This is a genomic window from Nocardia sp. NPDC058705 (assembly GCF_042749305.1).
GTDB lineage: Bacteria > Actinomycetota > Actinomycetes > Mycobacteriales > Mycobacteriaceae > Nocardia.
On the sequence record NZ_JBHYRN010000003.1, the window covers coordinates 405,427 to 423,499 of the forward strand.

The following is an 18,073-nucleotide window of genomic DNA, read 5'->3' on the forward strand; positions in this document are numbered from 1 at the left end:
CCATGATCGCCCTCGGCGACGAACTCACCCCCCCCGCCGGCGCCCCCCGCCCCCCCGGCCCCCCCCCGGGTCCGCCCCGCCCCCCACCCTTACTCCTCTCCCGGCTCGCCCTCCAATTTGGCCTACTCCGGCGCTAGCCCACCCCCCCCCCCGCCCACGGGTCAGGTCAGCGCAGCTCGGCGAAGAATGTGCGGATGTCGGCGACGTGGGCGGCGGGTTCTTCCATCGCGACGAAGTGGTTGCCTGGATTCCCCGACGGCCAGTGGGTGATCTTGTTGCCGCGGTCGGCGAGCTTGCGCATCAGTGGTGACCCGCCGCCGTAGACGCCGGTCGGCACCAGGTTCTGGTCGGTGGGCCAGCCGAAACTGCCGTCGCGCAGGCCGTCGTACATCGGCCAGGACGAGGTGCCGGTGGTCTGGGTGAACCAGTAGAGCGAGATATTGGTGAGCAGGTGGTCGCGGTCGATCACGTCTTCGGCGAGGTCGGCCATGAACGCGAACTCCTGAAACTTCTGCATCATCCACGACAACAGTGCCACCGGCGAATCGTTCCAGCCGAGCGCGAAGGTCTGCGGGGCGGCTTTGAGGATCTCGTGGTGGTTGACGCCACCGGTCATCCACTGCTGCATTTCCGCCCACTGCGCGAGATCCTCGGCCGTCATCGTGGGCACGTCCGCCTCGGTCGGCATCCCGATCCCACCGTCGAGATGCACGCCGATCACGTGCTCGGGTGCGGCCAGGGCCACTTCCGGCGCGACATAGGCGCCGAGATCGCCACCCTGGGTGCCGTAGCGCTCATAGCCGAGGCGGTCCATGAGCGTGGCCCACATCGCGGCGACCCGGGCCGTGGTCATTCCGGGTTCGCGCGGTGCCGCCGAGAAGGCGAAGCCGGGGACCGAGGGGATCACCACGTCGAAGGCGAGTGCCGGGTCGAGACCGTGGGCGCGCGGGTCGGTGAGCGGGCCGATGGTGCGGGTGAACTCGACGAAAGAGTTGGGCCAGCCGTGCGTCAGCAGCAACGGCACCGCGTCGGGTTCGGGGGAGCGGACGTGCACGAAATGGACGTCGAGGCCGTCGATCTCGGTCACGAACTGCGGGAACACGTTCAGTGCGGATTCCTGTGCACGCCAATCGAATTCGTTGACCCAATAGTGAGCGAGCTCGCGCAGGTACTCGGTGGGCACGCCGCGCTCCCAGCCCTCGCCCGGCAGCTGCGCCGCCCAGCGCGCCCTGCTCAGTCGCTCGTGCAGATCGTCGATGTCGGCCTGCGGGATGTCGATACGGAACGGGCGGATCGTGCTCATCGGAACTCCTCGTTGTCGGTGTGATCACGACGCTATCGACCATCTAGGACAGTTCTGGTCCTAGATATGCGGGAGAATCGAATTCATGACCGACACCGCCGCCCGCCTGCTCCGCTTGCTCTCCCTACTGCAGATGCCACGGGAGTGGCCGGGCAGCGAACTGGCCGACCGACTCGGCGTCACCGATCGGACCGTGCGACGCGACATCGACCGGCTCCGTGACCTGGGCTACCCGGTGGTCGCCGCGATGGGCGCGGCCGGTGGCTACCGGCTCACCGCGGGCTCGGCGCTACCACCGCTGATCCTCGACGTGGACGAGGCAGTAGCTGTGGCGGTCGGGCTGAGAGTCGCTGCGGGACAAGCGGTTGCGGGCATCGAAGACGCCTCGGTCCGGGCCCTGACCAAACTCGAACAGGTCCTGCCCGCGAAACTCCGCCGCCGAGTTCAGGTGGTCGGTTCGGCAGTCGCGGTCCGAGCAGGCGAGGGCCCCACCGTCGACCCGGAAGTCCTCACCACCCTCGCCGCCGCCGTCACCAACCGAGAACGCCTCCGCTTCACCTACCGCGACGCCACCGGCGCCGAAGCCCGCCGCCACACCGAACCCGCGGGCGTCGCCGCCGCAGGCCGCCGCTGGTACCTCGTCGCCTACGACCTCGACCGCGACGCCTGGCGCAGCTTCCGCGCCGACCGCATCGAAACCCCTCACCCCACCGGCGCCCGCATCACCGCCCGTGAGCTACCCGCCACCGACGCGGCCGCCTACGTCGCGGGCAACCGAACCGATTGGGCCACACCGCGATACCGCGTCGACGTCACCATCCACGCACCACACGGCCGAATCGCGGGCCGCCTCGGTGAGCACCCGAAAACCCTACGCGCGGAAGGCAACACCACCTGCCGCCTCACCGCCACCCGAGACGACGACCCCACCTGGCTCGCCATCCAGCTGCTCTCCTTGGGAGTTCCGTTCCGCGTAGCTGATTCGCCAGAACTGATCTCGGCATTGCGTGTCCTGAACGGTCGCCTCATCGCCGCGGTGGCGCAATGATGGATGTTCGCAGCACCAGCTCCGAACACCGTCCCGGTCGGCGCTCGGCAGGCCGAAAAAGGGACTGCGGTCGGCGTGAACCGCTTGTACCGTGAGGTCGGTGGTCGACGATCAACGAATACCGTGCAGGTGGCGGAAGGAACCTTTCGAGATCTGGGTCGACGACCCTGATCATCCGTTCATCCACTATGTCGGTACCCGTGACGATATCCGCCAGTGGCGCGGGATGTCCCTTCGGCACCAGTACGGGATTGTGCCTCGTTCGCAATTGACCTATGTCGGGGTGGACCGGGCGCTTGCGGGAGCGTTGATCGCGCTCGATGACGCGTTCGCGGCAGTGGGTCCGCCGGTGGCCGTCGAGGCCTGCCCCTGTTGTCGGAGTCCGGCGGACTACGCGGTGCTGTTGAGCAAGCCTCGTCACCAACTCACCGGAATCGAGCTGGGCGGCTATGCCTTTCGAGTGCTCGGCACTGTCGGATCGGAGGCTGATCTGCGGTATCTCGCTGGTCGCATCCTGCAATTGGTGCACACCGGTGACGCGTGGATGCCCGAGATGGAGGTCGTGTACGGCAAGCTGCGGCGGGCGGGTTGGCGGTCGTGGCCGCAGGCTGACGCGATCGCTGATGTATTGGATACGTTGTGGCACAGCATGTTCACAGCGAACGATGCACCCGTGGGTGCCGTGGTCTGCGCGGTGGGTACGGCCGAGCAGACGATCGCCACTCGGCTCGCGCAGTGGGAGTTGCTGGATTCGCCGTTGTCGATACGGAATCTGCGTGAGTTCGTGGTGCACGGATGCCGTCTCGCGAACAGCCGGTTGGTTCCGGCGAATTCGCAGTGGGACCGGACCTCGGTGGCGTATGGCGAACTGGTCGGGTGGCTCAGTGACGGACCTGTCATGGATGCGGTGACCGCGGCATTCGATCGAACCGGGGATCTCGAGCAGCTGGAGCTGCTCGCGGAAACGTACGGGGTACTCGAGTGGGTTCGACCCGCCTCGTAGGCAGACTGTGCCTACGAGGCGGGTCGCGTCAGGGACGGGCGGCGAGGGCTTCGACCTCGAACAGCACGTCCGGGGTGGCCAGGCTCGCCACCCCGATCAGGGTCTGGGTGGGCGGAGTAGACCCCCAATTCGCCTGTACCGCACCGGCGATGGGGCCGAGTTTGCTGACGTCGTGGTTCACCACGTAGGTCCTGAGCTGGACGACGTTGGCGAGGGTGAGGTTGTGGGCGGCCAGTGCGGTGGCGATGTTGCGGAAGGTCTGGTTCACCTGGTCGGTGAAGTCGGGGGAGATGACCTCGCCTGTCGGGAGGGAGCCGTATTGTCCTGAGACGAGCACCAGATCCGTGCCTGCGGGGATGACGGCGGTGTGGCTGTAGCCGTAGGGAGTCGGGTCGTGCAGGCCGTCGGGATTGACGATGGTGTGGGACGCGTGCTCGGTGTTGGTCATGTCGATGAATCTGCCAGGAATACCCGACATCTTGTGTCGTGTATTCCTGGCATAGTTTTTCGTATGCGAGCTGACCGGTTGGTCTCCCTGGTGCTGTTGTTGCGGCGGCACGGGCAGTTGTCGGCGGACACCCTGGCCCGCGAGTTGGAGGTGTCAACCCGCACGGTGCTGCGCGATATCGAGGCGCTGTCCACGGCCGGCGTCCCGGTCTACGCCGAACGCGGCAGGCACGGCGGTTTCGCGTTGCTGCCCGGGTTCCGGACCGAGCTCACCGGGCTGAATCACGAGGAGGCGCTGGCCTTGCTGATCGCCGGATCACGGCGTGGCGCACAGGCATTCGGTCTGGGCTCCGCGCTCGCATCGGCCATGCTCAAGGTGGTCGACGCGCTACCGGAAAGCTACCGGGACATCGCGAACGACGCGGCCCAGCGATTGCTTGTCGACCCGGAGACCGATCTCCTGGCTCGTCGGGTGGTCGAGGAGGAAGTGTCCGACACGATCGTCACCGAAGTCCGGCGCGCGGTGCTCGCCGGCCACAAACTGCGCATCCACTACGCAGCGGCCGACGAGAGTCCGCAGTGGCGCACGGTGGACCCGATCGGCCTGGTCACGGTCCGGGGTCAGGGTTACCTGCTCGCCACGAGATCGGGCGAGGACCGCACCTATCGGCTGTCGCGGGTCCGCGCCGCCGAGGAACTGGACGAGCCCGCACAGCGACCGGATCGGGTCGATCTGGACCAGGCCTGGCAGGAACGCAGCGCGCGGTTTCGGGCGGGCGGCGAGCAGGTCACGGTGCTGGCGCGGGTCAATCCGGCTCGGAGCGACGAACTGGCGGGCACCGCGTTGGCCCTGCGCATCGAAGACGCCGACGCCGACGCCGATGGTTGGCTGCGACTGGAAGCTACCTTCCAGGATCGCAGGCACGCCGAATGGGCGCTGTGGCAGCTCGCTACCAACGCGGAAGTCCTTGCCCCGCAATGGTTGCGGGACAGTCTGCACGAGCGTGGTGCCGCGATTGCCGCCTGGTACGAAGTGGCACCTGAACGCTGAGCAGTTTCGGCCGACGCCGAGTCCTGCCGCCCGGAACGGCCGCGGAGCCCCAAGTCCAGCGCGCTCCGCAGCAGTTCCGGACGGGTTGACCGAGGTTTGTGGGTGTCGGTTGGCAGCGGACCGGTTGCGTGTGACCTCCGCCGACTGCTCAGCCCACTGGCGCCGGTTCGCCGGGCATACCTTCCAAGGTCAATCCACCTTCGATGGTGTTCGGCACGCGGCGGCGGTTGGGGGAGCCGAGTGCTGTGGTGAGGTCGCCGCCGTCGTGTTCGGCGAGCAGTTCGCCGCTGTCCCAGACGAGAAGCGTTGCGCTGACGGTGTTCTCGGCGGTGGAGTGGGCCAGATCGTAGTGCGCGCAGCCGGGGACGTGGGGGTAGGTGATCCAGAGGTCGTAGCCGGTCATGAACAGGTCGAGGTCGAATTGCACACTGAGACCGAGCAATTCGCTGCGGCCGTTGTCGTCGACACCGGCGAAGGCTTCGTCGAGGGCGAGCAGGCGGGGCGCCTGGGGGTCGGCGGAGTCGAGCATCACGTGGGCCGCGGCGAACAGCGGCAGGTGAAGTGAGACGGACTGTTCACCGCCGGAGAGGGCACTGTGTCGGGCGACGGTGAGTTTGTCCTCGGTGCCGTCGCCGGAGATGAGTGTGAACGAGAAGACCCGCCACGTTCGGTAATCGAGTGTCGCGGCGAGGATTTCGGGGTAGGAGCGTTCCGGGTGGGCGGTGCGGGCGGCGCGGATCTCGGCGGCGAAGTGGGCGCGGACCGCGCCGAGGTCGTCCGAGCTCAGCGCGGTGGTGTCGCGGTCGAGTAGTTTGCAGACCGAACGCGCGGATTCGGAGAGGCCGTCGGCGAGGATCCAGTGCACGCCGATCGTATTGCCCGACGACATCCGCCGCTGCTTCATCTCCGCACCCATGCGGGAGATGAGTTCGCGTGCGTCGGTGGTGCGTTCGTGGATCTGCTGGGCCAAGCCGGTGAGCAGCGCGTCTTCGAGGATGCGACGCTCGGCGTCGGTGAGCAGCAGTTCCTGGTCGCGGCGGGCGGTGTCGATGCGAGCGGCGAAGTCGGCGAGGGCGGCCTGGCCGTTCTCGTCGTGGACGGCCACGACGGTGAGTCCGTCGGCGGCGTCCCAGTTCAGGCGGTAGTCGCGGCCGGATGCGGTGAGCGCGGCGTCGAACTCCTGTAGTGCGCTTGTCACGGCGGAACGAGTGGACTTACGGCCCGCCTCGGTCGCTCGCACCTGGCTGGTGGCGGTGTCGAGGTCGACGAACAGGGCCGCGACTTCGGCGGGGAGCACCTCCGGGTCGGTTTCCGGGCCCGCTGCAACGATGCGGTACTGCAGTTGCTCCGGGGTCGACCACGCGGCATCGCTACTGGGCCAACGGTGTTCGGTCGAAGCGCCGAGCAGGCTCAGCAGGTCGGGGCGAGCGTAGGGGGCCAGTGAACGGACCTCGGCGAGCACCTCGGTGAGCGCGGTGGCGAGTGCTTCGTTGGCGGTGCGGTAGGCGGCCTCGGCATCACCGACCGCTTCGATGGCGGCATTGGCCGCCTTGCGCGCGGCCCGCTGTTCGGCCTTGGCTGCCTCGATGGCGCCGCGAGCCAGGTCCAGGTCGCGGTCGATGTCGGCGGCACTGGCGCCCAACGCTTCTCGCAGGGTTTCGAGTTTGCGTTGCTGCTCGGTGTAGCCGAGCCGCGCGGCCTCCGCCTCTTCCGCGAAGGCCTCGGCCAGTGCGCGCGCTTCGTCGTGCCGGTCGGCGCCCTCGCGTTCACGTTCGCGCTCGCGATCGTGTTCGGCGCGCAGACGAAGCAGGCCGGTGCCGGTGTTCTCGAAATGGCGGATCGCGGCGGCGAGCGCGTCGAGTTCGCGTGCCTCACGCGGGGTTCGGTGGGCTGCGGCGGCGGCCCGAACCTTCTTGTCCAGTGCGGCGACCTCGGCGACTGCCTGATCGAGTTCGCGTTCGGCTTGGGTCGCGGCCTCGACTCGGGAGCGCATCAGGCCCGCTGTCTCGGCGACCGCGCGCAGTGCCGCGGTCACGGCGGACGGCCGAGGCAGCGCCTTGGCTGCGGCCGACAGTGCGGCCAATTCGGCAGTGGCCGAGCCATCTTCGGCCCGCGCGGCCTCGTATTCGGCGGCAGCGGCCTCGATCGCCGCCTCGATCTCGGTGAGCCGGGACTCCCGCCTTCGAGCACGTGCCGTCGTACCGATGAACTCGGCTTCGGTCTTGTGGTGGTGGCCGACGAAGACGCCCTGACGGAAGCCGCCGGTCGCGTGGACGACGGTGTGGGGCACGTCAGCGCCGGTCAGTGCGGCGAGAGTGGCGGCCGAGGTGTGGGCTGTCGCGGGGTCAGGCTGCGCTGAGCACTCACTATTCGATGACACCGTCGCGAATTCGACCGACTCGCCCGATCGTGTGCGCTCAGCGCGGTTCGCCTCGGCGTCGGATCCCGGAGCCGTGTGTTCGGCCTCGCCGTTCGCGGCAGCAACAGCGGAGTGGCTTCGGCCTTCGCGGTGCTCGGCGTCGCGCAATGCGATAGACGCGAGCACCGCAGTGACGGTATCCGTAGGGACGGTGAGTTCGGCCGAATCCTCTTCGACGACAAGGACATCGGCGAGGGTTCGACCCTGCGGACGCTGGTCGAGGGGCAAGGGAAGCAGGAAGTGCTCGGAGGAGATGTCGGCGGGCAGGGTCGGGCCGCAGATCCAGCTGTCGAGCAGACCGCTGGACTGCAGTGCGGCTTCGATACCGGCCGCATCCTGCGCGGACACCGAATCGGCGAATCGCACCAACTGCCACAGCGGTGCGCCCGGAAGTCCTTCGCGGACACCGGTTCTGGCGGGGTGCGGTGGGGGAGCGTCGTCGCGCTGGGCGGCGATCTGTTTGCGTTCGGCGGCCAGGGCATCGCGACGGGACGCGGCGGCGACTGCGCGCGAGCGGGCTTCCTGGCGGCGAGTGCGGATCTGCTCCTGCAGCGGTTCACACCGTTCGGCCAGAACCTCGGACGCGGAGGGGATGTCCTCGACTCCCGCACCGGCCAAGGCGGCGTCGAGCGCCTCGAACAAACCGAGGGCAGCGCTGGTCCGAACCGCGCCGGACCGGCCCTCCGTCATCGGGGGGCCGACACTCGGGCGACTGCGGTCGCGGGTGTCGGCACCGTCCCCGATGGTGGCGGTGTTCGTTGCCGGGGCATCGGTGCTGGACGGCGTGATATTCGAAGGTGCGGCACTGGCCTCCGTCGCCGGGGCGGGCGTGTCGCAGCCGTCTGCCGCGCCGCTCTCCGGCGAGGCGACGGCGGCGAAGACCTCGGTGTTGGTGTTCCACCAGGTGCGCAGGGCGGCGGCGGATTCGCTGCGGGCCAAGGCCACTGCGGCTTCGGCGTGGGCCACTTCGGCGGCGGCGGAGTCGCGCAGTTCGATGGCGCGTTCGGCGAGGCGCTCGGAGCGGGTGCGGTCGGCAGCGGCGGTTTCCCACTTGCCCAAGGCTTTTCGGACCGCACGGACATCGGCGTCACGTTCTTCGGCGTGGCCGCGGACAGCGGCGGTGAACTGGTCACCGCGACCCTCGGCGCTGGGTGGGGTCCATTCGATGCCTGCCTCTTCGGCGGCGGCGCGGACGGCGTCCTCGCCACGGACGAGGGCGGCGGCGGCGGTGCGCACGGCCTCGGTGGCGCGGGAGGCTTCCTCGGCGCGACGTTGCAGCGTGTGCGAGGCTTCGGCGGCCTTGTCGCGGTGGGCGGCGGCGGAGGTCTCCAGACGGCGCACGGCGTCGGCGAGGTCGTCGAGTTGCTGCTTGCCTTCGTAGGCGCTCGAGCGCTGGAGGTTCTCGCGGTCGGCGATGGCCTGTTCGTAGGCGTGGTCGGCGTTCTCGGCCCTGGTCTCGGCCTCGGTGCGGTCGGTTTCGCGGCGGGTGCGCAGGGCGGTCGCGGCGAACAGCGCGGTGGAGGCATTGGTGACGGCGTCGAGGCGGGTGCGCAGTTGATCGACATCCGTTTTCGCCTGTACCGCAAGGTATTTGCGGTACACATCGACGAAGCGGCGGGTGGCGGTGTCGGCTTGGACCAGGCCGTCGAGCGTGCGGCCGACCTCTTCCATATCGCTGAACGAGCGAGCCGCGTCCAGGATCAACTGTTCGTCGAGGGGGCGCAGGCCGTCGGTGAGTGCTTGCGAAAGGCCCCGGGGGTCAAGGTTTTTGGCGAGCTGCGGTCGGCGCAGGGTGAGAATGAGGTTGATCAGCTGGTCGTAGCGCTGCACGCCGAGGCCGAACATGCGCGCGTCGATCGCGGCGCGATACTCGACCGGGCGGTCGACGATGGCGTCGCTGCCGATCTGCTCGGCCAGTTGTTTGCGGGTGAGCGGGCGGTCGTCGGGGCCGATCAGGGAGAAGTCGATACCGGCGCGGCCGTCGGCGACGAAGTACCAGCGGGTCACCTTGTCGGCGGAGCGGGTGGCCCGCATGCCGATACCGACGGTGACGGTCTCGGGATCGTCCCAGTCCCCGCGCGCGAACTCCATCCACACATACGAGTACGCCGATTCCTGCTTGCGGTACAGCAGATTCGACTTCATGGTGCGTTCTTCACCGGCGAACGGATTCAGCCTGCGTGGCTCGATCCGCCCGTCCAGCACGAACGGGAACAGCACCTCGAGGGCTTTCGTCTTGCCGGATCCGTTGGGCCCGCGCAGGACAAGGCGACCGTCGGCGAAGCTGAACTCCTGGTCGCGGTAGTCCCAGAGGTTGACGATGCCCGCCCGGGTCGGGATGAAACGCACTCCGTCGTGAATGAGTGACATGGGTCAGTTCCCTCCCTCTCCGGTGCTGCCTGCGGTCTCGGCGGCGGTGACGAACAATTCCTCGGACTTGCGCAGTCGCACATTGACCACCGCGCCCCGATACCTGGCCAGCGCGGGCAACACCAGCAGCCCGTCATCGACCGGGCGGATCAGCCGCAACTTGGTGAGCAGCGCGAGTACCTCGGTGGTGAGTCCGCCGACATCGGCCTGCCATTGGGCGGCGAAGGTCGCGCCGTAGCGGTCGGTGAGCGCGGTGACGGTCGCGCGCACCCAGGTGTCGTCGAGGAACGGGTAGGTGACCGGTTCGTCATCCTCGACGTCGTCGATGGAATCCGGTGCGGCGGTGTCGGTTTCGATGTCCTCGGCGAGCGGTGCGAACACGCCTGCCGTGGGAATGGACGCATCGAGTTGGTCGAGCAGTGCATCGTCAGGGGTGAGCGCGCCGGGACGGTGGGGGAGCGGGTTGTCGAGATCGAGGACCGCGTCGGCGATCTCGCCGATCAGCAACAGCGCCACCTGCGCGAGGGTTCCGGTGCCGGGGAAACGGGTGTCCGACAGCCGACCCGAGGTGTCGATCAGCGCCACCCCTTCGGCGCGACGTTCGGCGCGCAAGCCGGTGCAGTATTCGACCTCGCCGATCACACGGTCCTGACCGAGCAGTGCGCGCTCGGCCGGGGAAAGGTCATCGAGATAGACGACCGGGCGCTCGACCAGTGCGCGACGAACCCGGCGGGCGTGATCGTCGGTGTCCTCGGCCATCAGCCCCCGCACACTGTGCAGGTGTTGCAGTGCGCGCGGGGGCCGGAACAGGGCGAACACCACGGGCCGGTCGACGTCGTAGAGCGCCTCGCCCGCCTCCGGGTCGCTGGCCCAGCCGCCCGCGTCACCATCGGCCAAGGTCAGCGCACCTCGCGCGCCCAGCCAGCCGATGGCATCCACGAAGGCGTCGCGATCGGCCGCCCGCTCGGTGGACAGGTCGAGGCCGTCGATCCGGCTCGCGTAATCGGCCACGTGCTCGGCCAATTCGGACAGAGTGATCTGGTCGCCCGCCCGGCCGAGCGCTGCGAGCGCCAGTGACAGGTAGGCGTAGCGGCGGCGGTCGAACACGCGGTCGTTGACACTGCGGGCGGGCCGGGCGTCCTCGAGCCGGTCGTGTACCGGGTAGAGCCGGGCAGTGGTCTCGGTGACTTCGAGGCGGTAACCGAACAATTCGGCCAGATCCTCGCGCAATTCCGTCGCCCACCGCCGAATCAACGGCAGCGCGATCCGGTCGGGATACACCCGCGTGACCAGGTGGTTGGCCAGCATCACTCGTGCCGCGCGCTGGTAGCTGTCGAGAGCGAGCGCATCGATCCGTTGTCGTTTCATAGCCTCGCCCTTCGTGCCGACGTCGGTCGCGCCGAGCGGTGGACGCCGAAATCGTGCGAGTCGATGCGCGTGGAACCCCGGCGTAATCGTGCAATTCGGTTCGTTCCAGTCAGAATTCTGATTCCGAGTGGACCGATTGCACGATTACGCCGGGTCGGCCGCTGCTTCATCGCGCGGGCCCCCGTCGCGCCGATTCGCGAACCTCGAGGCGGCGGTTGTTCAGGTGGAGCAGGCCCGCGGTGGTGCGAATCACTGTCGATCCATCACACGGGCGCACAGTAAGGGTCACGCCGTTATCGGAACCTGTTGTGCCATCGACTTTTCCGCTCACGGGTACCCATGCGGTCGACGCCGCGTCGAGCAGGCGTAGCAGCACCTCGGTCTCGCGCTGATCCAACTCCCGCTCGTGCACATTGCCTTTGGACAAGGAGGCTGCGGCTGCGGCGCGTTCGCGCTGTGCCGCCAGCTGGGCCTCACGCAGCCGCCGGACACCCGCGTCGTTGCGCGAGATCCGGGCGGGCGCTCCCGCGGTGGGTGCGCGACCGGTTTCGGCAAGCGTGCGCGAGATCTCCAAAGGTGGTGCCTCCCACCAGGATCGGCTGGAAGGTACCAACTCCGCATCGGGATGTTCGAGCGACAGATGACGTGGCTTACCCAGCCCGAACACCGCGTCGTAGAGCGCGTGCGCGCTACCCGTGGTGGGGGTGGCGACGAACCACTCGGCCAGGTGTCGCAAGGCCGATTCCCGGCTGACACCACCACGACGGGTCTCGGTGACCCGGCGCAACAGCGACAACACCGCCGCGATCGCGCTCATCGTCGCTTCACGCAGCCGGTCGGCCTCACACGTGTCGGTCGATTCACCACCGGCCGCGACGAACCAGGTGCGCAACCCGTCCCACCGCGAGCGCCAATCCGCTTCGCGCTCGGCGTAACTCAGCAACACCCGCTCGTCGCACCCGGCTGCCCGCCCGATCAGCTCCTCGACACCGGTCTGCTCCACCTCGCCGATCGCCGCGGCCAACCGCGGTGCGAACCGGGCCAGATCCATACTGAATTCCCGCATATGCGACAGCAGCGCATCCTTGTGCGCGAGAAAGGATTCGGGCGTGATCTCGGTGGTGCGCACCAGATCGCCGAGCGACAGGTAGAAGTGCGCGGCCCGCGCGGCCATGTCGGTCAGCGTCGCATCGAGCCTGCGCAAGGTGGTGTAGACCCGCTCGGCATCACCGTCGCGATTGGCCGTAGCCAGGGTACGCAGATCGGCGAGGAGTTCGGGCAGCACGAGTCGCGACAGCGACGCGTCCTCCATGCGGGCGGCGAGCACCCCGGCCACCGCCCGGTAGGCCTGGAACCCGGCTTGGGCGAACTGGTAGACGTAGTGCCGGTTGCGGTACTCGGCCAGCGTGGCCGCGCGCGTGCCGTCGTAACTGCGTTCGAGCACACCCCAGCGATGCAACTGCTCGAGCAGCGGGCCGATCTCGACCGCGGGCAGGGGAACACCCGCGGCCGCCTCGACCCGGCCGCCCGCCTCGGCCTTCGAAATCCACTCGGCGACGTCGTCGGCGTGCAACAACACCACGTAGGCGCCGCGAGCGCTGTCGAAGGCGCGCAGCACCCGGAGGTAGTCGGCACGCTTCTCAGCGGTCGCGAAGGAGAACAACCGCAGACGCTCGTCCCACAGGGCGGGGACGGCGCTGGGCAGGCCGTCGGCGGAGTCGGTCACCGTAGAGAGGGTAGTGGTGGCCGCCGACAGCTCGGCCGGACCCGTCCCCGATCGGCGTGGCATTCACCCCACATTGAGCGATCGCAGCTGCTCGAGGAACGATTGGGTGCGCTGATCTCCTGGGTAGCGTTCGATGATCTCCCTGGCCGCCTCGCCCGCGATCCACGCCAGCGAGGGCAGTGACTTGCGGCCCGCGGAGAACGCGGCGACACCCTCCTCGACCGCGCGCTCGAGATCGCGATCGCGCACGGCCACGACGGCCAGCGTCAGCCGCGCCTCGGAAACACGCATGGGGTTGCGGACCGAACCGTCCGGTCGGGTCGAATCGCTGATCACCTGCTGGGCGTAGCGCTCGGCCAGCCGGTCCTGACCCGCCACCCGGCAGCAGTCCATCGCGTAGAAGTCGAACTTGGTCGCGTCGACGACGAAGTGGTTGTCCAGATCGGCCGGATGACCCATCCGCGACAGGATCGCCCTGCCCTCATCGAGCGCGGTCTGCACATTGCGACGATCACCGAGCCTGGCCCAGCCCTTGGCGCGCTGTGCCGCCAGCTGCACCCCGACACTCATCGACGTGGTACCCGCCATCGCCTTCTCCGAGACATCGATCGCGCCACGGAAGTTGCCCTGTGTCAACGCGAACCACGCCGACATCTCCGCGGCCCACCCGACGATCTCGGCATTTCCGGCCTCCCGGCCCAGCGAATCAGCTGCCCGCCGTGTGGCTTCCGCGGCACCGCGACGGCCGAGATCGTAGTCGACGCAACCGACCAGCAACGCCACCCAGCCCGCCAGCACGAGGATCTCCCGATGCTGGCTCAGGGTGAGGCGGCTGTCGAGCAGTGAGGTGATCCGGCGCAGCCACGCGGTCCCCTCGGTGTGCAGTGCGTGCGGATCGGCGTAGGCGTATTCGCAGCACAGTCTTTCGGCGGTGATCCGCACCGCGTCCAGTGTGGCGCTGTTGACGTCGGACATCCTGAGTCGTCCGATGAACTCCAAAGTGTCCATACCGGTTGCCGATAACAGCTCGTCATCGCGGTTGGGGCGGGACTTGGGGAAGAACGCGGCGGTGACGGTGTCGAACGCGGCCGCGATGATCGGCGCGTAGAACTCGTCAGGGCGTGATTCCCCGGATTCCCAGCGGCGCCAGTTGCGCAGCAAGGTACTGTCCGTCGGCAGGTTGTGGGAGGACTTGGCTCGCATCGCGCGAACAGCGTCGGACTGCGACCACCCCCTCGCGTCACGTTCCGAGCGCATCCGAACAGCCCATACGGGTCGATCATCAGTTGCGGTCACGGCGGTAGTATTCCACCAGTTAACGTTCGGCGTCCCGGATAGGGCATGTAGATGTCATCGGATTGACATCTGCTGCCGGAGGCCACGATTGTTCATGATGTAAGCAGGTGCTCGGCTCGACAACCGGATGCCCGCTTCGCAGGAGAGCTTGTGAGGCAACGCAGTACCCCCGCGCGGCGCACCGCGCGGCGCGGGGGGATCGGTAACCACAACAGGTCCGACAACAGAACAGCGATCCCAATCCAACGGAGGTTCGGGTGGAAGCGTTGATCTATGGATACTTGCGGGACGATCTGGCCGATGGCCAGAGCGACCAATTGGAGGATGCGCTACGCAGCCTCGCACGGACCGCGGGCATGTGTTTCGCCGCGACGTTCCACGAAGCCCCCGCGGGTGATGGTGCGGCATTCGCCGAACTCACCCAGGAATTGAAGCGGGCCGATGCCCACCACGTGGTGGTGCCGTCACTCGATCACCTTGCCGGCCAGACGATTCCGCGTGACCTGCTGATCGCGAAGCTGGCGCACGAGGCGGCCGCCCAGGTACTGACTCTGGAGCGATGACCATGGAATCCGACGCCGGAACCGATCCACCATCTCGGTAGCGGCCGCACCGGCGGCCAGACAGGCCGCCAGTGCGAGCAGTCGCTGGTCACCGAACATCGGGTACACCTGCCAGTGCAGCAGGTAGGCGAACAGGGAGCTGTCGGCCACCGCGACCGCCACCACGGCCACCACGGCGGGCACCCGCAGCGCGGGCAGCCAGATCAAGATCGCAATGCCAACGACGACAAGGTGTTCCCGGTCGGTGACGCCGAAATATCCGGGCACACAAGCCAGCAGCACGGCGCTGACGATGAGCCGCTGCCAGACCGTCGTCGCCTTCGCCGCGGCCCAGCCGAGAACGAAGAACCAGCAGGCCAGCGGTGAGAACACGATCTCGCGTTCGGGATAGAGCTCCAACGATTGCCAGCGCAGAACCAGGGTGAGTCCGAGCAGACCGAGGGCGAACCAGAACGGTGCCCGCCGCTCCCACCGGTCGAACCACGGGATCCGGATCAACAACGCGCAGGCCAGCGTGCAGTACACGAGTACTTCCAGGAACCACAGGTGTCCCGCGGTGTCGTTGCTGGGACCGAGAATCTTGTTCAGCAGCAACGCATTCTGCCAGCCGTAATACCCGGGCTGCCAGATCATCGTGATCGACACCCAGAGCGCGGTCGGCACCGCGATCATCGCCACGGACCGCCCGGTGAGCTGGAGCCGGCGGGCGCGTGGCGCCGAACTCACCGCGAACCGCGCGAAGTTGTAGCCGGCCACCGCGAGCAGCACGTGCGCCGCGCCCCACACTTCGAACAGGCGGATGTGCGAGCCGAGGATGAGCACGATGCCGATCGCGCGCAAGGCGGTGGAGGCATCGAGGGCTCGGCCGAAGCGCGCGCGTGGTGATCGTCGCAGGTCGGCGATCGGGCGCTGCGGCCAGTCGGTAGGCAGCGTGCCGAGCACGCGCTCCAAGCGTGCCGCGACGGTGACGTAACTCAGTGAATTGCCACCGAGGTCGGCGAAACTGTGTGCGGGTGAGATCGACTCGAGTGGCAGGCAGAGGGCGTCGGCGTAGATCGCGCTCACATCGTCGTCGGTGCGCGACAGTGACTCGGCGAGCCCGCGTACCGCTGGATAGTCGATTTTGCCGGTCGCCAGTCGGGGTAGTTCATCGACCACGGTCACGTTGATCGCGGCCGTCGGCAGTCCCGATACCTCGGCGATAAGTCGCGCTGATTGCACCGGATGCACTTTCGCAGTCGATGCCGTTCGGGATCGGATCGCCGCGATCAGCCGGGTGCCGTCGTCGGTGCAGGCGGCGACGAAACCGGCGGTGGCCAGCTCTGATTCGACGCGACCGAGGTCGATGCGCAGGCCGAACAGTTTCGCGAAGCGACTTCGCCTGCCGACGATCTGGAACAGGCCATCGGGGGTGCGCCGCGCCAGATCGCCGGTCCGCAGCGCGTCGATGGTGCGGTCCAGTGCGAGGTCGGCGGGGCCACACGCGTAGCCGAGCATCACATTCGGTCCGTGGTAGACCAGTTCCTCGCCGCCGTCGACGGGAGTCAAGGTGAAATGCCCGCCCGGAACCGGGATTCCGATGCAGTCGGGGTGCTCGGCCGCCGATTCCGGTGGGAGATAGGCCATGCGGGCGGTGGCCTCGGTCTGGCCGTACATCACGAAGAACCGCCAGCCCGCCGTGGCGCCGAGCTGCGCATAGGTCCGTACCCTGGCCGGTTCGAGTTTGCCGCCCGCCTGGGTCACGTACCGCAGGTCCGGCAGGGACATCTGGGCGAAGCCGATCCGGTCGAGCAGATCGACGGTGTAGGGGACCGCGGCGAACGAGGTTGCCCGGTGCGCTCGGAACTCGTCCCAGAATGCGGGTTCGAGGACGGATCGTTCGGTGAGCAGCAGGCTCGCGCCGCGCAGGAGATGACTGTGCACGACCGACAGCCCGTAGCAGTAGAACAGCGGGAGGGTGGTCGCCGCGCGGTCGTCCGGGCCGATGTCGAGGTACTCGGCGATGGACTGCGCGTTGGCGATCAGGTTGCGTGCCGACAGCCGCACGAGCTTGGGTGACCCGGTCGACCCCGACGTACTGAGCAACAATGCCAACTCTGGATGCAGCCGATGCGCCGATGCGGGCCGGTTCGCGACGATGCGCCCGTGATCGATGATCACGTCCGGGTCGTAGGTTGCCGCCAGTTCACTGGAGAGCTCGCCGGTCAGCAGAACCACGCACCCCGCTTCCAGGGCGCCGAGGTAGGCGACGAGGGAGTCGATGTCGTTGCCCGCGGTGAGTGCGACGAGCCGCCGGACCGGTCCGAGCCCGGCCGAGAACTCCGCGACACGGTCGGCGAGCTGGGCATAGGTCACCGAAATCGGAGATCCGGGCTCGGGGCAGTGCACCACCGCGACGCGCTCACCGAACCCGCGCAGCTTGGCGAGGATCGACGAGTTCGGCACGCGAAAAGTCTAGGCTGTGAACTCAGGGAAGCCTAACTAAACTCGCCCGGCGAACTCCTGGTGAACGAAACTCAGAGTCCGAAGCCGCCCGGCCCGCGCCTGCGCAGGTACTTCTCGAACTCGGCCGCGATGGCGTCGCCGTCGATCTTGGACATGGTCTCGTTGAGGTCGATCGCCGCGTCGCCGCGCTCTTCCAGCGAGCGCACGTACTCGCTGATCTCCTCGTCGCCGAGGGTCATCTCGTTGACCGCGGCTTCCCATTCCTCGGCCTGTTTCGGCAGCTCACCGAGCGGAACCTCGATATCGAGGACGTCTTCGACCCGGTGCAGCAGCGCGATCGTCGCCTTCGGATTCGGCGGCTGCGACACATAGTGCGGGACCGCGGCCCAGAACGACACCGCGGGCACACCCGCCTTCACGCACTGGTCCTGCAGCACGCCGGTGATCCCGGTCGGACCCTCGTACCTGGTCTGTTCCAGATTGAACCGCTCGGCCGCCTCGGGGCTGTAGGCCGAACCGGTCACCGGCACCGGGCGCGTGTGCGGGGTATCGGCGAGCAGCGCACCCAGGATGACGACGGTCTCCACGCCCAGTTGCTCGATGAACTCGAGCAGGTCGTCGCAGAAGCTGCGCCATTTCATGTTCGGTTCGATGCCACGCAGCAGGACCACATCGCGGTCGCTGCCGGGCGGGGAACACACCGACAACATCGTCGAGGGCCACTGGATCTCCCTGGTCACCCCGTCGACCTGACGGACCGTCGGCCGGTTCACCTGGTAGTCGTAATACTCCTCGGAATCGAGTTCGGCCAGCGGCTCGGCATCCCAGATCAATTCCAGGTGCTCGATGGCGCCACTGGCGGCATCACCGGCGTCGTTCCAGCCCTCGAAGGCGGCAACCATGACGGGATTGCGCAACGTCGGCAGTTCCGTCTCGGGGGTCTCACTGGCATCCACCCGGTCAGCCTAGTGTCTTGTGCGAATTGTTTTGCGGTGACCGGCGCTCTTGCGTGTTTGTCGGCGTCGGTGTGTTCG

12 protein-coding genes are annotated in these 18,073 nt (G+C 67.9%); 4 read left to right on the top strand and 8 right to left on the bottom strand.

What is annotated here, in order from left to right; all coding sequences use genetic code 11:
• Positions 1-166: 166 nt before the first annotated feature.
• Positions 167-1,303: an epoxide hydrolase family protein gene (locus ACFW6D_RS07335; protein ID WP_379325689.1), complete on the bottom strand. Its 1,137-nt coding sequence runs from the start codon at positions 1,301-1,303 to the stop codon at positions 167-169.
• A gap of 85 nt (positions 1,304-1,388) precedes the next feature.
• Here ACFW6D_RS07335 and ACFW6D_RS07340 point away from each other — a divergent pair, with 85 nt between their 5' ends.
• Together ACFW6D_RS07340 and ACFW6D_RS07345 are read left to right on the top strand one after the other, a co-directional pair.
• Complete coding sequence (locus ACFW6D_RS07340) at positions 1,389-2,351, top strand: helix-turn-helix transcriptional regulator (RefSeq protein ID WP_379325691.1); 963 nt, start codon at positions 1,389-1,391, stop codon at positions 2,349-2,351.
• Between the two features lie 100 nt (positions 2,352-2,451).
• A complete protein-coding gene (locus ACFW6D_RS07345; RefSeq protein WP_379325693.1) occupies positions 2,452-3,354 on the top strand; it encodes a hypothetical protein in 903 nt (300 codons plus the stop codon).
• Between the two features lie 28 nt (positions 3,355-3,382).
• Here ACFW6D_RS07345 and ACFW6D_RS07350 read toward each other — a convergent pair whose 3' ends face one another.
• On the bottom strand, positions 3,383-3,802 hold the full coding sequence (locus ACFW6D_RS07350; RefSeq protein WP_379325695.1) for a RidA family protein: 420 nt from the start codon (positions 3,800-3,802) through the stop codon (positions 3,383-3,385).
• 63 nt (positions 3,803-3,865) lie between these two features.
• Here ACFW6D_RS07350 and ACFW6D_RS07355 point away from each other — a divergent pair, with 63 nt between their 5' ends.
• The gene (locus ACFW6D_RS07355; protein ID WP_379325697.1) at positions 3,866-4,852 is read left to right on the top strand and encodes a helix-turn-helix transcriptional regulator; all 987 of its coding nucleotides are present in this window, start codon (positions 3,866-3,868) and stop codon (positions 4,850-4,852) included.
• A 148-nt stretch (positions 4,853-5,000) separates the two neighbouring features.
• On the opposite strand, the gene ACFW6D_RS07360 is transcribed toward ACFW6D_RS07355, so the two are convergent.
• The 4 genes from ACFW6D_RS07360 to ACFW6D_RS07375 all read right to left on the bottom strand — a co-directional run bounded on the left by ACFW6D_RS07360 (position 5,001) and on the right by ACFW6D_RS07375 (position 13,938).
• The gene (locus ACFW6D_RS07360; RefSeq protein ID WP_379325699.1) at positions 5,001-9,641 is read right to left on the bottom strand and encodes an SbcC/MukB-like Walker B domain-containing protein; all 4,641 of its coding nucleotides are present in this window, start codon (positions 9,639-9,641) and stop codon (positions 5,001-5,003) included.
• A gap of 3 nt (positions 9,642-9,644) precedes the next feature.
• Entirely contained in the window at positions 9,645-11,009 is a 1,365-nt protein-coding gene (locus ACFW6D_RS07365; protein ID WP_379325701.1) for a DUF2398 family protein, read from the bottom strand.
• Between the two features lie 166 nt (positions 11,010-11,175).
• A complete protein-coding gene (locus ACFW6D_RS07370; protein WP_379325744.1) occupies positions 11,176-12,678 on the bottom strand; it encodes a TIGR02677 family protein in 1,503 nt (500 codons plus the stop codon).
• A 120-nt stretch (positions 12,679-12,798) separates the two neighbouring features.
• Entirely contained in the window at positions 12,799-13,938 is a 1,140-nt protein-coding gene (locus tag ACFW6D_RS07375) for an XRE family transcriptional regulator (protein WP_379325703.1), read from the bottom strand.
• Between the two features lie 350 nt (positions 13,939-14,288).
• Here ACFW6D_RS07375 and ACFW6D_RS07380 point away from each other — a divergent pair, with 350 nt between their 5' ends.
• On the top strand, positions 14,289-14,594 hold the full coding sequence (locus tag ACFW6D_RS07380) for a hypothetical protein (RefSeq protein WP_056809962.1): 306 nt from the start codon (positions 14,289-14,291) through the stop codon (positions 14,592-14,594).
• Here the strand turns inward: ACFW6D_RS07380 and ACFW6D_RS07385 are convergent.
• Positions 14,496-17,039 (bottom strand): AMP-binding protein, encoded by a 2,544-nt coding sequence (locus tag ACFW6D_RS07385; RefSeq protein WP_379325705.1) that lies wholly within the window; start codon positions 17,037-17,039, stop codon positions 14,496-14,498. The genes ACFW6D_RS07380 and ACFW6D_RS07385 overlap by 99 nt on opposite strands.
• Positions 17,040-17,110: 71 nt before the next feature.
• Complete coding sequence (locus ACFW6D_RS07390; protein ID WP_379325746.1) at positions 17,111-17,941, bottom strand: PAC2 family protein; 831 nt, start codon at positions 17,939-17,941, stop codon at positions 17,111-17,113.
• Positions 17,942-18,073 lie beyond the last annotated feature (132 nt).

Excerpts from the sequence above, each read along its gene's own strand:
- ACFW6D_RS07335 (WP_379325689.1), bottom strand. The coding sequence starts at position 1,303 with ATGAGCACGATCCGCCCGTTCCGTATCGACATCCCGCAGGCCGACATC.
- ACFW6D_RS07340 (WP_379325691.1), top strand. The coding sequence starts at position 1,389 with ATGACCGACACCGCCGCCCGCCTGCTCCGCTTGCTCTCCCTACTGCAG.
- ACFW6D_RS07350 (WP_379325695.1), bottom strand. The coding sequence starts at position 3,802 with ATGACCAACACCGAGCACGCGTCCCACACCATCGTCAATCCCGACGGC.
- ACFW6D_RS07355 (WP_379325697.1), top strand. The coding sequence starts at position 3,866 with ATGCGAGCTGACCGGTTGGTCTCCCTGGTGCTGTTGTTGCGGCGGCAC.
- ACFW6D_RS07360 (WP_379325699.1), bottom strand. The coding sequence starts at position 9,641 with ATGTCACTCATTCACGACGGAGTGCGTTTCATCCCGACCCGGGCGGGC.
- ACFW6D_RS07365 (WP_379325701.1), bottom strand. The coding sequence starts at position 11,009 with ATGAAACGACAACGGATCGATGCGCTCGCTCTCGACAGCTACCAGCGC.
- ACFW6D_RS07375 (WP_379325703.1), bottom strand. The coding sequence starts at position 13,938 with ATGCGAGCCAAGTCCTCCCACAACCTGCCGACGGACAGTACCTTGCTG.
- ACFW6D_RS07390 (WP_379325746.1), bottom strand. The coding sequence starts at position 17,941 with ATGGTTGCCGCCTTCGAGGGCTGGAACGACGCCGGTGATGCCGCCAGT.